Origin of the sequence: Chryseobacterium sp. CH25, from assembly GCF_004119455.1 — a bacterium.
GTDB lineage: Bacteria > Bacteroidota > Bacteroidia > Flavobacteriales > Weeksellaceae > Chryseobacterium.
Genome location: NZ_NRQT01000015.1, coordinates 76,000 through 94,614, shown reverse-complemented (window position 1 = coordinate 94,614; position 18,615 = coordinate 76,000). Strand labels below are relative to the sequence as shown.

At 35.2% G+C, this 18,615-nt stretch carries 13 protein-coding genes; 11 read left to right on the top strand and 2 right to left on the bottom strand.

Going from position 1 to position 18,615, the window contains the following annotated elements; genetic code table 11:
* Window positions 1–837: 837 nt before the first annotated feature.
* From BOQ64_RS22570 to BOQ64_RS22515, 11 genes are all read left to right on the top strand, one after another.
* Window positions 838–2,163 carry a sigma-54-dependent transcriptional regulator gene (locus BOQ64_RS22570; RefSeq protein ID WP_129059417.1) on the top strand — a complete coding sequence of 442 codons (1,326 nt, stop codon included), beginning with the start codon at window positions 838–840 and terminating at the stop codon, window positions 2,161–2,163.
* A gap of 437 nt (window positions 2,164–2,600) precedes the next feature.
* Window positions 2,601–4,295: a potassium-transporting ATPase subunit KdpA gene (kdpA, locus tag BOQ64_RS22560; RefSeq protein ID WP_129059416.1), complete on the top strand. Its 1,695-nt coding sequence runs from the start codon at window positions 2,601–2,603 to the stop codon at window positions 4,293–4,295.
* 178 nt (window positions 4,296–4,473) lie between these two features.
* Window positions 4,474–6,513 (top strand): potassium-transporting ATPase subunit KdpB, encoded by a 2,040-nt coding sequence (gene kdpB / locus BOQ64_RS22555; protein ID WP_129059415.1) that lies wholly within the window; start codon window positions 4,474–4,476, stop codon window positions 6,511–6,513.
* A 10-nt stretch (window positions 6,514–6,523) separates the two neighbouring features.
* The gene (gene kdpC / locus BOQ64_RS22550) at window positions 6,524–7,081 is read left to right on the top strand and encodes a K(+)-transporting ATPase subunit C (RefSeq protein WP_129059414.1); all 558 of its coding nucleotides are present in this window, start codon (window positions 6,524–6,526) and stop codon (window positions 7,079–7,081) included.
* 303 nt (window positions 7,082–7,384) lie between these two features.
* The gene (locus BOQ64_RS22545; RefSeq protein WP_129059420.1) at window positions 7,385–8,446 is read left to right on the top strand and encodes a porin; all 1,062 of its coding nucleotides are present in this window, start codon (window positions 7,385–7,387) and stop codon (window positions 8,444–8,446) included.
* Window positions 8,447–8,494: 48 nt separating this feature from the next.
* Window positions 8,495–9,604: a sensor protein KdpD gene (locus BOQ64_RS22540; RefSeq protein WP_129059413.1), complete on the top strand. Its 1,110-nt coding sequence runs from the start codon at window positions 8,495–8,497 to the stop codon at window positions 9,602–9,604.
* Between the two features lie 91 nt (window positions 9,605–9,695).
* Window positions 9,696–11,411, top strand: coding sequence for an ATP-binding protein (locus tag BOQ64_RS22535; protein ID WP_129059412.1), 1,716 nt, complete (start codon window positions 9,696–9,698; stop codon window positions 11,409–11,411).
* 46 nt (window positions 11,412–11,457) lie between these two features.
* Window positions 11,458–11,964, top strand: coding sequence for an STM3941 family protein (locus BOQ64_RS22530; RefSeq protein WP_129059411.1), 507 nt, complete (start codon window positions 11,458–11,460; stop codon window positions 11,962–11,964).
* Between the two features lie 73 nt (window positions 11,965–12,037).
* Window positions 12,038–12,274 carry a hypothetical protein gene (locus tag BOQ64_RS22525; protein ID WP_129059410.1) on the top strand — a complete coding sequence of 79 codons (237 nt, stop codon included), beginning with the start codon at window positions 12,038–12,040 and terminating at the stop codon, window positions 12,272–12,274.
* Window positions 12,256–12,540: a type II toxin-antitoxin system RelE/ParE family toxin gene (locus BOQ64_RS22520; protein ID WP_129059409.1), complete on the top strand. Its 285-nt coding sequence runs from the start codon at window positions 12,256–12,258 to the stop codon at window positions 12,538–12,540. The genes BOQ64_RS22525 and BOQ64_RS22520 overlap by 19 nt, the downstream gene beginning before the upstream one ends.
* A gap of 54 nt (window positions 12,541–12,594) precedes the next feature.
* Window positions 12,595–13,056: a hypothetical protein gene (locus BOQ64_RS22515; protein ID WP_129059408.1), complete on the top strand. Its 462-nt coding sequence runs from the start codon at window positions 12,595–12,597 to the stop codon at window positions 13,054–13,056.
* A 72-nt stretch (window positions 13,057–13,128) separates the two neighbouring features.
* Here BOQ64_RS22515 and BOQ64_RS22510 read toward each other — a convergent pair whose 3' ends face one another.
* Window positions 13,129–15,726: a T9SS type A sorting domain-containing protein gene (locus BOQ64_RS22510; protein WP_129059869.1), complete on the bottom strand. Its 2,598-nt coding sequence runs from the start codon at window positions 15,724–15,726 to the stop codon at window positions 13,129–13,131.
* A gap of 280 nt (window positions 15,727–16,006) precedes the next feature.
* A complete protein-coding gene (locus BOQ64_RS22505) occupies window positions 16,007–18,568 on the bottom strand; it encodes a T9SS type A sorting domain-containing protein (protein WP_129059406.1) in 2,562 nt (853 codons plus the stop codon).
* Between the last annotated feature and the right edge of the window lie 47 nt (window positions 18,569–18,615).

Sequence of the window (18,615 nt, the reverse complement as noted above, 5' to 3'; positions counted from 1 at the left end):
ACCAGCGCCGATGGTACTGCTAACGCGGGAGAGTAGGCCGCCGCCAGTTTTTATTTTATTTTTAAAAGTCTCATACAGCAATGTGTGAGACTTTTTTTTGTTCTATACTTACTATACCCAAGCAGACAAAACTAACCTGACACTAACTCAGCATATGAGTAATGAGTAATGAGTAATAAGTAATAAGTAATCGGAGAACAGCTCTTAAAACAAGACTTATTACAATCAATTATTCTAAATTTTGGCTAAAGCCATTGGAATAGCTTATATAATCGGAAAGGATTATAGCCTCTATTGAATATCGCTAAGGTAGATACAACTGTTGATCTGTTATCTACACTTCAGACTAGTATTTTAGCTTTTCTTTCTCTTCTTCATTTATTATCGATATATTCTTAGTATCATTACTCCTGATAAAGAAACCTCCTTTGTCATCCTGTAAGGAGTTAAATTACATTACTGAAATTCTTCAATTAGAAAGAATAATATAAGAGAGTATGGCTATTATTACTGAGTAAGCTTTCGACCGTCTAGATCTCTACGGGATGACAAAGAGTAGGGTTTGGTTAAAAATTAATGTATCATACAAATATTCATTATTTTATTAATCATTACTTATTACTCATAGAAATTCCCTAGCCCCGATAGTAATGGTTACCCCACAGCAGGTATTGGAGTATTGAAGGGATTTAGCGTTGGAGTGTACAGGCGCGAGGAGTATGAGTGGATAGCGGGATAAAGCTCCTGAAATAAATAGATAGATGAAATTAATTTCCTTAATAAGAGACTTTTCTTCAAATAATTTCAATAAGTTTGTATCTTCCAAAAAGAATTATAATGTCAGGAAACATTCTGATTATCGATGATGAGATCAAACTCCTTAAGTTATTAGGAATGATCCTTTCCCAAGAGAATTTTAACGTAAAAGAAGCTTCTACAGCCCGTTCTGCTATGACGATGCTGGAGCAGTATGATTTTGATGTTGTATTAAGTGACGTCAGACTTCCTGATGCATTCGGGGTAGACCTTGTAAAGTCTATTAAGACGAAATATCCGCATCTGGAAATTATTCTGATGACTGCATTCGGAAATATTACTGATGCAGTGCAGGCTATGAAAAATGGGGCTTATGACTATCTGGTAAAAGGGGATGATAATGAAAAGATTATTCCTTTGGTGTATAAAGCGCTTGAAAAGGTAAAGGATAACAGAACCAGAATTGTACAGCCCACTGGTGCAATAAAGGGATTTGGGCAAATCATTGGTAATTCTCCACTAATACTGCATGCTAAGAAATTGGCTGAAAAAGTAGCATTAACGGATGCTGCAGTACTTTTAACGGGAGAAACAGGAACAGGGAAGGAGGTTTTTGCCAATGCTATTCATGAGGGTAGCGAAAGGAAGAAAAACACTTTTGTAGCAATTAACTGTTCTGCTTTTAGTAAAGAAATTCTGGAAAGTGAGCTTTTCGGTCATAAACAAGGTGCTTTTACAGGGGCAATAAAAGATAAAAAAGGATTGATTGAAGAAGCCAATGGTGGTACTTTATTTTTAGATGAGATTGGCGAAATGCCGATAGAACTTCAGGCAAAACTGCTTAGGGTTCTTGAAACCGGAGAGTTTATCAAAATGGGTGAAACCAAGGTCTCTAAATCTGATTTCAGACTGATTGCTGCTACCAATAGAAATCTTGAAGAAGAAATAAGACAGGGGAATTTCAGAGAAGATCTGTACTTCCGACTGAATGTTTTTGAAATTTCACTTCCTGCTTTAAGAGAAAGAAAAGAAGATCTGAAAATGCTGGCGAAGAATTTTGTTGATTTATTTTCGAATAAACTGCATCTTACATCTATTCAGGTTTTACCGGAGTATTATAAAATGCTTGAGAAGAATGACTGGAAAGGGAATATCAGAGAACTGAGAAATGCTGTAGAACGCAGCTTGATCCTTATGAATGATAATATTCTGGATGCAGAAAGCCTTCCTCATTATTCAGAAAAGCCTGTTAAGGAGAGTGATTCTCTAAGTATGAGATCGCTTGAAAAAATCCACATCCAAAAAGTATTGCAATACACGAAAGGAAATAAGGCAGAAGCGGCCAGACTCCTTGAAATTGGAATTGCTACGCTATATCGCAAACTCGACGAATACGGACTGAAATAAGCCGTTTATCATTTTAATAAAGAGCCTATCATTTTGATAGGCTTTTCTGTTTTTATGCAGTTTGTGACATGGAGTTAATGTATTGTATTTCAATATTTTGCATTGTTCGTTTCAGGTTTGGACTTTCTTTTGGCATATAGTCCCTGAATAAAATATTTAAAAATGACAATTTCAAGAAAAACGTTGAAAAAACGGGAGCATTCTACTTTTAGTCTGCTGATTGTATCGTACGTATTGTTTACTCTTTTAACTCTAATAATAAAGATATGATGCTGATAAGTTTAATTCTGCTCTTTGCAGTTTTGTTCTGGCTTTTATATAAATCAGTTGAATTTTTTGATAGAATATAAATTATGTGGAGTTTATTTTTCCTTTCAGTACTTGCCTTTGTGTATATCTGTTATGTTTTAATGAAACCTGAAAAATTTTAAAAGACAATGAATACAGAAATTTTAGGCATCATAGCCATGTTTGCTATCACATTAGTTATCGGAATATTTTTAGGTAAATACATTGCTAATGTTTATGGATACAAGAAAACCTTTTTAGATCCGGTTTTTGAGCCGATTGAAAAGTTTATTTATAAAATATCGGGAATTAATCCCAACCGCCAGATGAACTGGAAGCAGAATATGTATGTGATGCTGGCGATTAATCTGGTTTGGTTTATTATAGGATTTATCCTTTTACTCACTCAGGCTTGGTTACCTTTAAATCCGGATGGAAACCCGAATATGTCTCCTGATCTGGCTTTTAATACAACCATCTCATTTTTAGTGAACTGTAATTTACAGCACTACTCGGGAGAAACGGGAGTAAGTTACCTGAGTCAGCTTTATCTGATGTTTTTACAGTTTGTAACGGCTGCAACAGGAATGGCTGCTATGGCTGTTCTTTTTAAAGCTTTCAAAGAGAAAACAGCTACAGAATTGGGTAATTTCTATGACTATTTTACGAAGTCAATGATTAGAATTTTACTTCCGATCAGTGTATTAGTTGCTTTAATCCTTTCTATCAACGGAAGTCCGATGACTTTTGAAGGAAAAGATCATATTACAACCCTTGAAGGACAGAAAATAGATGTTTCCAGAGGACCAGTTGCTGCTTTTGTAGCGATTAAACACCTGGGAACCAATGGTGGTGGCTTCTTTGGAGCCAACTCAGCCCATCCGCTTGAAAATCCTAATTATATAACGAATATGACGGAGATGGTCACTCAGATGATTATCCCTTTTGCATTGGTTTTTGCGTTAGGTTTCTATTTAAAAAAGAGAAAACTTTCATGGGTAATATTTACCGTGATGACTGTTGGATTTTTAGCGCTTACCATACCCAATATTGTTAATGAAACAGGAGGAAATCCTTTGATTACAAAAATGGGTGCTGACAGCAGCCTTGGAGCGATGGAAGGAAAAGAAATCCGTTTCGGAAGCGCTGCATCAGCCTATTGGAGTATTGCCACTACGGTAATCTCTACAGGTTCTGTAAACTCAATGCACGACAGTACGATGCCTCTTTCAGGGATGAATGAACTGCTTGCAATGATGATCAACTGTTTCTATGGTGGCTGTGGAGTAGGGATTTTGAACTACTTTATTTTTATCATTCTAGCTGTGTTTATCAGCGGTCTGATGGTAGGTAGAACTCCAGAGTTTATGGGAAAAAAGATCGAAGCCAAGGAAATGAAGATCGCGATGATCGTGGCTTTATTCCACCCATTTTTAATCCTTGTGGGAACTGCTTTAACGGCTTACCTACCAGAATTTGGAGCCAAAACATTGAATAACCCCGGATTCCATGGTTTCAGTGAAATGCTGTATGAATTTACATCTTCTTCAGCCAATAACGGATCTGGATTCGAAGGACTGGGAGATAATACCCCTTGGTGGAATATTTCAACAGGAATTGTGTTGCTGCTATCAAGATTTATCCCAATCATAGGTCCGGTTGCCATTGCGGGATTACTGGCTCAGAAAAAATTCATTCCGGAAAGTTCAGGAACACTGAAGACAGATACAGCAACATTCGGTTTTATGACTCTTGCAGTTATTCTGCTTATTGCAGCATTGTCATTCTTCCCTGCACTAACTCTTGGGCCTATTGCAGAGCAGATACAGTATTTCTCTAAATAAATTGTGAACATTAAAAATTAAAATCAATAGTCAACCATTAAGGAAGCTGAATTGTTTAGGGAACTCATTTAAAACTTACCGAAACGTTCACTACATAATATTATCCAATCCTATACCCTATAATTTGGTTTCACTTGATGGTTATTATTGATTTAATGATATAAACTCTTTCAAAAAAATGAAAAATCAATCACAAACATTGTTTCAAAGAGATTTGGTAAATGAGGCGATTAAACAGTCCTTCGTGAAACTGAATCCGAAAATTATGTTTAAAAATCCAGTGATGTTCCTGGTGGAGATCGGAACAGTGGTCATGTTTATTGTAAGCATGTTCAGCTTAACTGGTGATAAAACCCAGGGAAGCTTTTCCTATAACTTTTTAGTATTTATTATTCTGTTTTTCACCGTTCTGTTTGCCAACTTTGCAGAAGCTATTGCGGAGGCAAGAGGAAAGGCGCAGGCTGATACGCTTAGAAAAACCCGTGAGGAAACTCCTGCTAAACTGGTTGTTGATAATAAACCCGGATTTCAGGTAGAAACAACCTTAAAAATGTCAGCTGAAATGAAATTAGGAGATATTTTCATGTGCGAAGCTGGAGATCAGATTCCAATGGATGGAGAGATTATTGAAGGACTTGCTACCATTGATGAATCTGCCATTACAGGAGAAAGTGCTCCGGTGATCCGTGAAGCGGGTGGAGATAAAAGTTCAGTAACAGGGGGAACTAAAGTACTTTCAGACAGAATCAAAGTAAAAGTAACTACCAAACCGGGAGAATCCTTTTTGGATAAAATGATTGCTCTTGTAGAAGGAGCATCAAGACAAAAAACACCTAACGAAATTGCATTAACCATATTATTAGCAGGGTTTACCCTTACTTTTATTATTGTAACACTAACCTTAAAGCCTTTTGCAGACTACGCGCAGACTCCAATTACTATTGCAGCATTTATCTCACTTTTCGTCTGTCTTATCCCGACAACTATTGGAGGTCTGCTTTCTGCAATCGGGATTGCCGGAATGGATAGAGCATTAAGAGCCAATGTCATCACAAAAAGTGGAAAAGCAGTAGAAACTGCAGGTGATATTGATGTTTTATTGCTTGATAAAACAGGAACCATCACTATCGGGAACCGTAAAGCAACTCAATTTCATCCTACAAACGGAATTAAACTTGAAGACTTCATCAAAGCTTCTGCATTGAGTTCAGTAGCTGATGAAACGCCGGAAGGTAAATCTATTATAGAATTGAGCCAGCTGAAATCAGAAGATCTGTTAGTTCCTAATCCAACATATATTGATTTTACTGCTGAAACCAGAACTTCAGGGATCGATTTTGAAGAGACAAGAATCCGAAAAGGAGCTTACGATACTATAAAAAAACTGACTGAAAAAGCCGGGAATCTTTTCCCACAGGAAACACAGGATGCTGTTACCAAAATTTCTGAAAACGGAGGAACTCCTTTGGTAGTATCCGTTAATGAAAAAGTATGGGGCGTTATTGAACTTCAGGATATTATTAAAACAGGTATCCAGGAACGTTTCCAGAGACTGAGAAAAATGGGTGTGAAAACCGTAATGGTAACCGGAGATAACCCTTTGACTGCAAAATTTATTGCGGAAAAAGCCGGAGTGGATGATTTTATTGCCGAAGCCAAACCGGAAGATAAAATGAATTACATCAAGAAGGAACAGCAGGAAGGAAAGCTGGTAGCGATGATGGGAGACGGAACCAATGATGCTCCGGCACTGGCTCAGGCTGATGTAGGTGTTGCGATGAACAGCGGAACTCAGGCTGCAAAAGAAGCAGGTAACATGGTTGACCTTGATAATGACCCTACCAAACTGATTGAGATTGTAGAGATCGGAAAACAGTTACTGATGACCCGTGGAACGTTGACAACCTTCAGTATTGCCAATGATGTTGCGAAGTATTTTGCCATTATTCCGGCCCTGTTTATCACCTTTATTCCATCCCTTCAGAAGTTGAATATCATGAATCTTCACAGTCCGGAAACGGCCATTTTATCAGCGGTTATTTTCAATGCGGTGATTATTCCATTCCTGATTCCATTAGCTTTAAAAGGAGTCGCTTATAAGCCAATCGGAGCCAGTGCATTATTGAGAAGAAATCTTTTGATCTATGGTTTGGGAGGGGTTATTGTTCCTTTCATCGGAATCAAAATTATTGATATAGTGATTAGTTTATTCTATTAAAATTTTAAAAATGAAAAATCATATTGTTTCAGCATTCAGATTAAGCCTTGTGATGTTAGTTGTTGTAGGAATTTATCTGATTGTTGTATACGCAGGATCAAAAGTGTTGCCTAATCAGGGAAATGCAGAGATCATTAATTATAAAGGACAAAAATTCTATGCGAATGTCGGGCAGGAGTTTAAATCTGAAAAATATTTCCATGGCCGTCCATCCACTGTAAACTACAATGCAGCAGGAAGTGGGGGAAGTAACAAAGGTCCAAGCAATGACGAATACCTGGAAACTGTACAGAAAAGAATAGATACTTTGAAACTGCAAAATCCGGAAATGGGAAATGCTAAAGTACCTGTAGAACTGGTTACAGCAAGTGGAAGCGGGTTGGATCCTGATATTTCTGAAGAAGGAGCTTTATATCAGGCCAAAAGAATTTCCAAAGCAAGAAATCTTTCTGTAGAACAGATTAATACCTTAATTAAAGATCAGACTGAGAAGCCTTTTTTAGGACTTTTAGGACCTTCAAAAATCAATGTTTTAAAGCTCAATATTGCTTTAGACCAATTAAAATAATCAAATAATCTTGAACTAACGATGTCAAGGTTTTAAACCTTGACATCGTTCAAATTAAAATAACTGTACGGCAGAATTTATAAAATATTGTTAGATACATTCAACCATTAAGAATATCGAAAGAATTAAGTATAAGCAAGAAAATCTAAAATTTCAAAATATTACCACTTATCATTCGCTTATAATCTATTTCTTCTTAATCTCTTAATTCTTTCTTAATGGTTAACTTTATCAGATGAATATACTTTCTGTCCTGTACTCAAATAATTCTAAATTAACGTGAAAAAATATACTATTATAGGAATGCTATTGGGAGTATTTTTCTCAAAAGCACAATCATCAGACTCATTAAAAACAGAACCGAAAGTAACATTTTCTGCTTATGCGGAACTCTTTTATACTTATGATTTTAATGAGCCGGGAAATCATCTCCGTCAGAACTTTTTATATTCATACAACAGACATAATGAGGTAAATCTTAATTTAGGATTAATAAAAGCTAATTATCAGAGTGAGAATATCAGAGCCAACCTTGCATTAATGGGCGGAACTTATGCACAGGACAATATGGCTGCGGAACAGGAGGCTTTACGATATATTAACGAAGCCAACGTAGGAATTAAACTATCGAAAAATAAAAACCTATGGATTGATGCTGGGATCATGCCTTCTCATATCGGTTGGGAAAATGCCATAGGAAAAGATAATATTAATCTGACCAGAAGTTTTGCTGCTGAAAATTCGCCTTATTTTGAAACCGGAGCTAAGATTTCCTATACTTCAGACAACGGAAAATGGTTTGTAAGCGGATTGGTGCTGAATGGATGGCAGCGTATTGCCAAAGTGAAAGGAAACCAAAGTATCTCTTTCGGACATCAGGTGACCTACAAACCGAATGATAAAATAACTTTGAACAGCAGCTCATTTATAGGAAATGATAAAGCTAAAGAAGAGAAAAGAATGCGTTATTTCCATGATTTGTATGGAAGTTTTCAGCTGACAGAAAAGTTTTCAGCTTTACTAGGATTTGATATCGGTGCAGAGCAGAAAACCAAAGGAAGCGAGCAGTATAATATCTGGTACAGCCCCAATATACAGGCAAAATATCAGGTAGACAGTAAATGGGCATTGGCAGGAAGATTGGAGTATTACAATGATAAAAATGGAGTGATTATCAGTACGGGAACTCCTAATGGTTTTCAAACCTTCGGATATTCACTGAACGTAGATTATGCTATATTTAAAAATGTTGTTTTCCGTACAGAAGCAAGAGGTTTTACGTCTAAGGATGCCATCTTTACGAAAAATGATGATGTAAGAAAAGGAAATTTCTTTGTTACAACAAGTTTAGCGGTGTGGTTTTAACATGTCTGGTCAAAAGTGTTTAAAATAAAACTTAAAAGAATAAAATCAATGTCATCAGCAAAAGATTTTTTAGAACTCATCCAGAAGTCCCGAAAAGGGAAGTTCAAAATTTATATAGGGATGAGTGCAGGTGTTGGAAAGACCTTCCGAATGCTGCAGGAGGCTCATTCTCTCTTACGAAATGGCATTGATGTAAAGATTGGCTATATAGAAACCCACGACCGTGAAGAAACGGTAGCTTTAGCAGACGGAATTCCGGAAATTGAAAGAAAATCAGTCTTTTATAAAGGTAAAAACCTGGAGGAAATGGACCTCCAGGCTATTATCAATGAACATCCGGAAGTAGTTCTTGTAGATGAACTGGCTCACACCAATGTGGAAGGCTCTAAAAATAAAAAAAGATGGCAGGATGTGCTGGAGATTCTGGATAACGGAATCAATGTGATCAGTGCTATGAACATTCAGCATATTGAAAGTCTTAATGAGGAAGTAAAGAAAATAACAGGAGTTGAAGTTGCAGAAAGGGTTCCAGATAAAATTTTAGCACTGGCCGATGAAGTAGTAAATATAGACCTTACAGCAGATGAGCTGCTCACCCGTTTGAAAGAAGGAAAAATTTATAAGAAAGAGAAAATTCAAACTGCCCTCAGCAATTTTTTCCAGAGCGGGCATATTCTTCAGCTTCGTGAGCTTGCTTTAAAAGAAGTGGCAACGCACGTAGAAAGGAAGGTGGAAACTGAAATTAAGACCGAAAATTTTAAACCCATCAAATTTCTGGCCTGTATAAGCAGCAATGAGAAGATTGCTAAGACTATTATTAGAAAAACAGCAAGGCTGGCAAGTTATTACAACAGTCCGTGGACGGTTCTCTATATTCAGAAACCTTCTGAAAATCCTGAAAAAATAGCATTAGACAAGCAGCGGTTTTTGATTAATAATTTTAATTTAGCACAGGAATTGGGAGCCAAAGTTGTCAGAATCAAGGAAAGCAGTGTTCAGAACGGAATTCTTGAGTATGTGATTGCTCATAACATTACCACAGTCTGTATTGGGAAGCCTCATGCAAAGCTCTGGCAGCGTCTGTTCGGTTACAGTTGGATTTATACTCTGATGAACAGACTGAATGAAAGACAGGTAGATATTATTATTTTATCTTAAAAGTAATGAAATCGCAATAATTTGGAAACACAAGCACAGATAAAGATGACGCGATTGCATATGTCTTTTAAAAAACAATAAGGATCTTCATATGAAACTTAAAACAAAACTTACCTTAGGCGTAGGCCTTTTATTTTTACTGATCGTTCTGCTTTCAGTGATAGGTTCCGTATATATCAATAAATTAAAATCTGATACAGAGAAGATTCTTACAGCCAATTACAACAGCCTTGAATTTTCTAAAAATATGCTTCTGGCACTGGATAACATTAGTACAGACAGTGTAGTGGCCATAGCCGATTTTCAGAAGAATAATAAGCTGCAGGAAAAAAACCTTACAGAATTTGGTGAAAAAGAGGCTACTCAGAATCTGAATCTGCATTTCAACAGTTATTTAAAAGAACCTACTATTAGCAAAGAGAAGTTGATCCGGGAAGATCTGGCCAGGATCATGTCTTTGAATATGAAAGGGATTGAGCGTAAAAGTGATATCGCTATTATTACAGCTGAAAATGCCACTTTTTGGATTGTCAGTCTTGGAACGGTTTGCTTTCTGATTGCTTTTATTTTATTGTTTAATCTGCCTCAAACTATTGCAGAACCTATCAATCAGCTGACGTTCAGTATCAGACAGATTGCAGACAAAAATTATAGTGAAAGGGTTCATTTTAAAGGAAGTGAAGAATTCAACAGCCTTGCAGATTCCTTTAATGTGATGGCAGAAAAGCTTCAGGAATATGAAAGCAGTAACCTTTCCAAACAGCTGATGGAGAAAAAGCGGATTGAAACTCTGGTGAATAATATGCATGATGCTGTGATTGGTTTAGATGAAAATCATTTTATCTATATGATTAATGATGAAGCTTTAAAGATTACGAATCTCCATAAAGAAGATATTATTGGAAAGACGGCTCATGAAGTAGCCATTAATAATGATCTGATGCGGGAGCTGTTGAAAAACATAGACCATCCGGTAAAAGATCCCATTAAGATTGTTAGAGACAATAAGGAAAATTATTTTGAACAGGATATTGTTCCCATTAATATTGTTAAAACAGGGGAGAAGGAGAAAAAATATATCGGGAAAGTAATTTTACTGCGAAATATTACCCCTTTCAAAGAGTTGGATTTTGCTAAAACCAATTTCATTGCAACGATTTCCCATGAGTTGAAAACTCCGATTTCTGCTATAAAAATGGGCGTACAGTTACTAGGAAATCAGAAATTCGGTGAGTTGAATGAGCAACAACAGGAACTGTTGAAGAGCATCAATGAAGATGGACAGCGTTTATTGGATATCACGGGTGAACTCCTTAATCTTTCACAAGTGGAGTCCGGAAATATCCGTCTTACCGTTGATAAATGTTCACCTAAAGAAATTGTACAGACCGCCGTGAAGAATGTTGAAAAACTGGCAGAGCAGAAGAATATCTCAATCAACACGGAATATCAGTTGGAAGATACTGATTTTGTAACCGCTGATTTTGATAAAACGGTCTGGGTAATGAATAATTTCCTGACCAATGCAGTAAAACACTCTTTTCAGGATGAAGAAATTAAAGTTCTTGTACAAAGAGTAGAAGATTTTATTCAGTTTAATATTATTGATACAGGAAGTGGCATTGATGAAAAATATCACAGACAGATCTTTGACCGCTATTTTCAGGTTCCGGGTGAACATCAGAATGGAACAGGTCTCGGACTGGCTATCTCAAAGAATTTCATTGAAAAACAGAATGGTGAAATTGGAGTAAGCAGTGCTCTGAATAATGGAAGTACATTTTATTTCAGACTTCCCATTGCTTAAAGTTTTCTATATTTGAATTATCTCAAATATAGAAACGAGAGAGCATATGAAAGAACAACATTTTTATTCCAATAAAATTAAAAGCATTATTCTGCTTGTTATTTCATCTGTTTTTACGATAGGTCTTTCCCAACTTAACTTCGGAGACGAAAATCTCTTTGTAATCGTGATGCTTTCTCTCGGGATCACTCTTTTTTCATTTGGAATACTGTATTCTATATTACTTCTGGTAAGGAGTGAACCTTTACTTACGGTAACGGATAAGCAGATTATTATTTATAATGTATTAAGAAAACCCACATTCATCCGTTTTGACGATGTAGCCTTATTTTTTATATCAGATACACGTCATTATGGAATTAAAACTTCAGAATATATTTATGTGATCATGAAGAAGCCTAAGGAAAATATGAATATTGTAGATAAGGTGGCTTTAACAGTATTTCCTCAGTTTAAAGGAGTTCGCTACAGTATTCAGACTGATATGCTGAATGTGAAGGCAAAGGTTCTACTGGAGCTTCTGAATAGTAGAATAAGACCTTATAATTTGTAGGATATCGAAAATTTTAAAAATCTTAAGATAGGCTAAATAAAATTTTATAAATTTGATTATCAATTCATTTATGATGAACACATCAGACTTAAAACTTGATTTAATCAATCGTATAGCCCAATTAAAGGAAGCCCGAATCGTTGAAGAGATTCAGAAACTTTTAGATTTTGAGCTAGATCAGAACGAATATATTCTTAATGATGCTCAAAAAGAAAGAGTAGCTGAAGCAAGAGAAGAGTATAAAAACAAAGCGTATCTTACTGAAGATAGGGCCAATCAAGATATAGAAGAATGGCTAGGCGAAAAATAATCTGGACTTTTAAAGCAAACCAGGAACGTAAGGATATTCTTGAATACTGGATTCTTAGAAATAAATCTAAAACTTTTAGCTTAAAATTGAATAAATTGATCCTGTACAACATAGGATTAGTGGCAGAACACCCTACTATTGGACGAAAAACTGACGTCCAAAATGTAAGGGTTAAAATAGTAAGAGATTATTTGATATTTTATGAATTCTCAGATTCTGAATTAATCATACTTTCTGTTTGGGATGGCAGAAGAAATGACAAGTAAATGATAGTACTTTTCTAATGATTTATACGTTATATTTGTGACCAAATTCACAAAATGAAGAAAATCATAAGTTTATTAGCCTTATTATTTTGTATAACATTAAGTATCCCCCTTTCTGCACAAACCTTTACCTTAGAGCAATTTACAGCATTCAATAAACTGGGAATGGCTGATTTCAAAAAGGAAATGAAAAACCTTAATTACAGGTTTTATGATAAAACAGAAGGATTGGGATTTGTTCTTGCTGAATATGAAGCTCCTGATTATCAATCCAAAATCGGAAAATTTGAATACAAAGATCAATCTGATGACAGGATTGAATATGAATTTAAAACTAAAAAGGAGTACGAACAGTATCTTAAAATCATAAAAGAAGCAGGATATAAAGAAACAGAGAAAGGGAAAATTATCACTAAAGAATCTTATGTTGATTATTATAAAAATAAGGAACATATCAGATTGATAACCCCTAAAGCTGGTGAAAACAATCCTTATACAATTCTTGTCTTTAAATAAACAGATTTTCAATACAGCATAAAAGGCTGCGAAATAATTCGCAGCCTTTAGTATAGAGTAGTTTGTATAAGTTTACTCTTTAATGAATTTCTGTACAGAGGTTTTATCTTTAAAGAATACCTTAATCAGATAATTTCCTTTAAGCAGATTCGAAACGTTTACAGAATTTCCTTTCACTCCCATAGAATTGATAATTCTTCCTGACAGATCATAGATTTCCACCTTACTCACTTCATCCGGAGATTGTATATGAAGAATGTCTTTCACAGGATTAGGGTAAATTACCAACTGATTATTTTTTTTGCTGGTTTCAGAGGTTGCCAGAGTAGTCCTGTCCTGAACACTCGTAGTATAGGTATTGGTAATAATCGGGTGGTTATAATCAAAATAAATTTTTGCTGTATTACTGAAACTATCACCAATATTCAAGGTGGATTTTGTCTTTATTTTGAAGGCAACATAACCATCATTATGATCATTATCAAATGGAAGCTGAATGTTTTCAAAAATAAATTCTACAATATTAGGAGATTTAATTTCTGTTATAAAATTATGGCTTCCATTGAGTGCAACTACAGAGGACAGATCAAATTTTGATGCATCAATTTCATCCTTTACTACAATATTTCTGGCATTGGCTGTTCCTTTGTTTTCAAATCTGATCAGATAATGTACATAATCTCCCACCTGAGTTTTCTCAATAGAAGTTCCTTCCAGACAGTTTTTATCGTTAGGATCAAAGGAATTAACAACAGTTTGGTTTAGACTGAAATTATTGTCAGTTGGTGTTTCATCTGTTACTCCATTAATTTGTGCTGTATAATGCAGAATATCACCATTATTCACTGCAGGAGTTTGTGTTGGAGTATTTAATTTCATGGTGACTGTCATTTCTTTTGTTTCAAATGGCAAAAGATTGGTGAAATTCCAGCTGAGTGCTCCACTTGATTGGGAATTAGGTGTTACTGTTGCATTTTGATAATTCATCAAACTATCATTAAAATTAAAAGCTATATTTCCGGATTGTGCTGCTGTTCCTTTATTTTTATAAACAATTTTATATTGAGCATCAAAACCGGGAACTGCAGACTGTATAGGAATGATCACAACTTCCAGATCATGATGTACACCATTGGCTGCGTAACAGAAGTTTTGTATTACCGGGCTTGCCTGGTTAGGAAATGTTACATTTACAGATGAAGGAGTAATTGTAAAATAAGATGGATTTTCCAAAACAGGGGTAATAGTATGAGTTCCTGCCTGTAATGGAATAGAGTAATTGCCGGAAGAATTTCCAATGCTGCTTCCGGAAATAGTTCCGTTGGTAATATTGAATTTCTGTAATGGCCTGCCTAGGTCATTTAGGTCACAACCGTTATTATTGCTGTCGTATTTTGTAGTTCCCTGAACAGTATAGAATACTCCTCCAGGAGTGAAGGAACAATAATTGTTAACCACCACATTCGTATGTCCATAGGAAAGGAGCATATTGGAAACCTGATTCACTTTATTCGTATCACAACATACATAAGCCAAATTTGGGGTCAATGATATCGGGCTTGCATAGAACTGAAGATTAGGTTTTCCATTTTTAGTATTTACGGTCGTAATAGCTTTACCTGCAACATTTAAAGAGCTTAGCTTTGTATTTTGGCTTACATCAATGCTGGTAAGAAAATCTTCTCCCATAGACATGAATACAAGATCTGTAAGAGAGGAAACATCTAAAGACGTAATTTTATTATCACTCAATGACAAACTAAATACTTCAGGTAATCCTGTAAGATTTAAAGAAGATATACCTGTGCCGGTTAAAGTTAATCCCAGTAGTTTGGCTTTATTCTGAACACTGATAGAAGTAAGTAATGGCGAATTCTGAACACGCACATATTCCAGATTAGCATTGTTCTGAATAACAAGAGTGCTTAGTAATGGGTTTTGATCGAGGGTCAGATTACTAAGCAGGGGAGCATTGGTAAGATCCAGAGATGTTAACTTTGTCCTGTTGATCGTAATATTTTCAAGTTGGTTTAATGTATTGAATGTAAGTGATGTAAGGTTAGGTTTGTCGATGTGGATTTTTTTCAGGTTGATGTTGTTGGATAAATTTAAACTTGTAAAATTCAGGTTTGTACTTTCCCCTATAAAAATATCTTCCAGCCCTGTAAGATTAGAAGTATCTACGCTGGCCAAATGTGTATTTTTCATCATGATAAGCTTTTTCAAAGAAGGATTTTGTAAAAAGCCGAGATTAGAAATAGAACCGCTGTTATTACTGAATGAGAAACTTTCAAGCTGATTACAGCCTTGTGTATTGATAGCATTCAGAGCGTTGGTGAAAAGAACTAACTCTTTTAGCTGAACCATATTACTTACATCAACGGAGTTAAGTGATGTATTTCCTGATGCATTAAGAGAAGTAAGGTTGGTAAAATTCTGTATTCCCGTAATATCATTAATGGAAGTACTGCTGAATGACAATTTTGAAATGTTTTGAGCCTCGCTTACCTGGATTTCTCCGTCATTATTAGTATCTATTGCAGTTGCTGTTCCACTGAGGTTATAAGCAACAGAATTTCCCGGAGTTGCTGAGACCAATTTTGCTTTGAATGCAGGATCGGGAAAATTAATGATCTGCGCAGTAGCAGACACTTGTGCTAGTAAGAGCACAAAAAATAAATGTTTTTCATGGTTTAGTGATGTTTGGTTAATGTAAATGTATTAATATTTTTCTTTGATTTGTTATTTTAGTTTAAAATAATTAATGTTTATTTATTTTTAATTTAATATTTTAATTAAATTATTGGTGATTGTTTTATGTGTATTAGTGGGGTCTCTGAGCTTCAATCTTGGCTTTGCTTCGGAAGACAGAATGATTATCATGCATTCATAATTGCAAAAAAAAGCTGCGAAATTGTCGCAGCTTTTTACTTTATAATTGTTTATGAACTTAATCTTTAATGAATTTTTGTACAGAAACCTTGTCTTTTAAGAACAGTTTAATCAGATAATTTCCTTTAGGCAGTTCCGAAACATTTACTGCGTTTCCTTTTACTCCCATAGAAGTAATGAGTCTGCCAGCTACATCGTAAACCTCAACTTTAGTAACTTCAATTGATGAATGCAAATACAATATATCTTTTACCGGATTAGGATAAATACTTACGGCCTTTTTATCATTTTGGACCTCCGAAGTAGCCAATATACCTTCAATAGTTGTGGTATAGGTATTAGTAACAATAGGAGCGTTATAATCAAAATAGATTTTAGCCGTATTACTGAAAGAATCTCCAGTATTCAAGGTAGATATTGTCTTTATTTTAAAAGCAACATATCCATCATTATGATCATTATCAAATGGAAGCTGAATGTTTTCAAAAATAAATTCCACAATATTCGGGGATTTAATTTCTGTTATAAAATTATGGCTTCCATTGAGTGCAACTACAGAGGACAGATCAAATTTTGATGCATCAATTTCATCCTTTACTACAATATTTCTGGCATTGGCTGTTCCTTTGTTTTCAAATCGGATTAAGTAATGAACATAATCTCCAACTTGGGTTTTTGCAATAGAAGTTCCTTCAAGACAGGTTTTATCGTTTGGATCAAAAGAATTGCCAACGGTTTGGTTTAGGGTGAAGTTGTTGTCAGTTGGTGTTTCATCTGTTGCTCCGTTGATTTGCGCTGTATAATGCAGAATATCACCACTATTGAGAGGAGGGTTCTGTGTTGGAGTGTTTAATTTTACAGTAACGGTGAGTTCTTTTGTTTCAAAAGGAAGAAGATTCGTGAAATTCCAGTTGAGCACTCCCGCAGACTGAGAGGCAGGAGCTGTTGTGGCAGTCTGGTAAGTCATTCGGTTATGATCAAAATTAAAAGCTATATTTCCGGATTGTGTTTCTGTTCCTTTGTTTTTATAAACGATTTTATATTGAGCATCAAATCCTGAAATGGCGGACTGTATAGGAATCATCACAACTTCCAGATCATTATGTGTACCATTGGGCGTTAAACAAAAGTTCTGCGTATGAGGACTTGGCTGTGTTGGAAAATTGGTAGTGAATGAAGGTGGTGTAATGTTAAAATAAGAAGGATTTTCCAATATCGGGGTGATCGTGTTAGTTCCGTATATCAGAGGGAAAGAATAAGATCCGAACGCATCTGAAATGGCCATGTTTTGCCCTAAAATATTGAATTTTTGAAAAGGTTTTATCATGTCATTAATGTCGCATCCATTTGTGTTCATGTCGTATCTTGTTTTCCCCTGAAGGGTAAAATAAGAAGAACCTCCTGGTGTGAAAGAACAATAAGAATTTACAACAGCATTGGGTTGATTATAGTATGCTAATTGCGATATTATATAGTTAGTTTCTATAGGGTCAGTACATACATATTGCAGTTGTGGTGTATTTGAAAAGCCAATGCCAAGATAATTATGCTTTCCGTTTTTAAGATTTAAAGTCTGTAAATTAAGATTATTATCAAGATCAGCAATATCCAGAATAGTCTGCTTTGATAAATCAATATTCGTTAGCGAATTATTCATTACCTGAATACCTTTTAAGCTTCTTGCCTGATCAAATGCAATATTGGTTATATGATTATTATTGGCATACAAATACCCTAAATTTTGATTATTATTAAGTGTTAATGTAGTAAGCTGATTATTGTAAATATAAAGCATTCCAATCAGAGGGCTTGAGCTAAAGTCCAGACTTGTGATTTGGTTGTCGTGAGCAAGAAACATTCCCAATCCAGTATATGGGGTTACGTCAAAAGTCTGGAAAAGATTGAAGGCTATACTTAAATAGTTTACTAAAGAAGGATTAGGAATTGAAAGACTGCTTAGTTTATTACGAAATAAGTCTAGCCTTTTCAAAGCTGTATCTCCGGCAAAATTAATACTTGTTAGAAATTGGTTTTGACTGACATTTACTTCTTCCAGCGTGGGGAGATTACTTAAATTTAAAGAAGTCATTGTTGAAGATCCCAATGATAATTTTTTAAGATTAGGAAGTCCAGAAATATTAAACCCATTAATGTTGGAAACAGAAATTTCTTGTACGGAAGTGTTCTGAATATTGATAACGTCTCCCCAGCTACCAAGTTGTGCGCTATTTAGAGCATTGCAGTTTTCAATCGTTACGTTACCTACTCCTCCGCCTGAAAAAATTAATTTTTGAAGAGTAGTATAATTACTGAAAACCAGATTAGAGGATATATCAGGATTTGTTAGTTTTAGCTCAGTTAAATTTGGAAATTCAGTAAGTACTGATAAACCTGTAATAGCATTTGAAAGACTAGATAGATTTATTTTATAAACCAGCGAAGCTTCCGATAGTTGAATCTGTCCATCATTATTTGTGTCCAGAGTAATAAAGTTTCCGTTAGCATCACTTGTTGCTCCGTAAGCAAACAATTTTGTTTTCAAATAGGGATCCACATTCAATGTCTGAGCCTGAAACAGGGCAAACAGAATCATCGAAATGATTAAATAGATTTTTTTCATGGTTTAGTTTAATTCTGAACAAATGTAACCTTTTAAAGAATTACTTT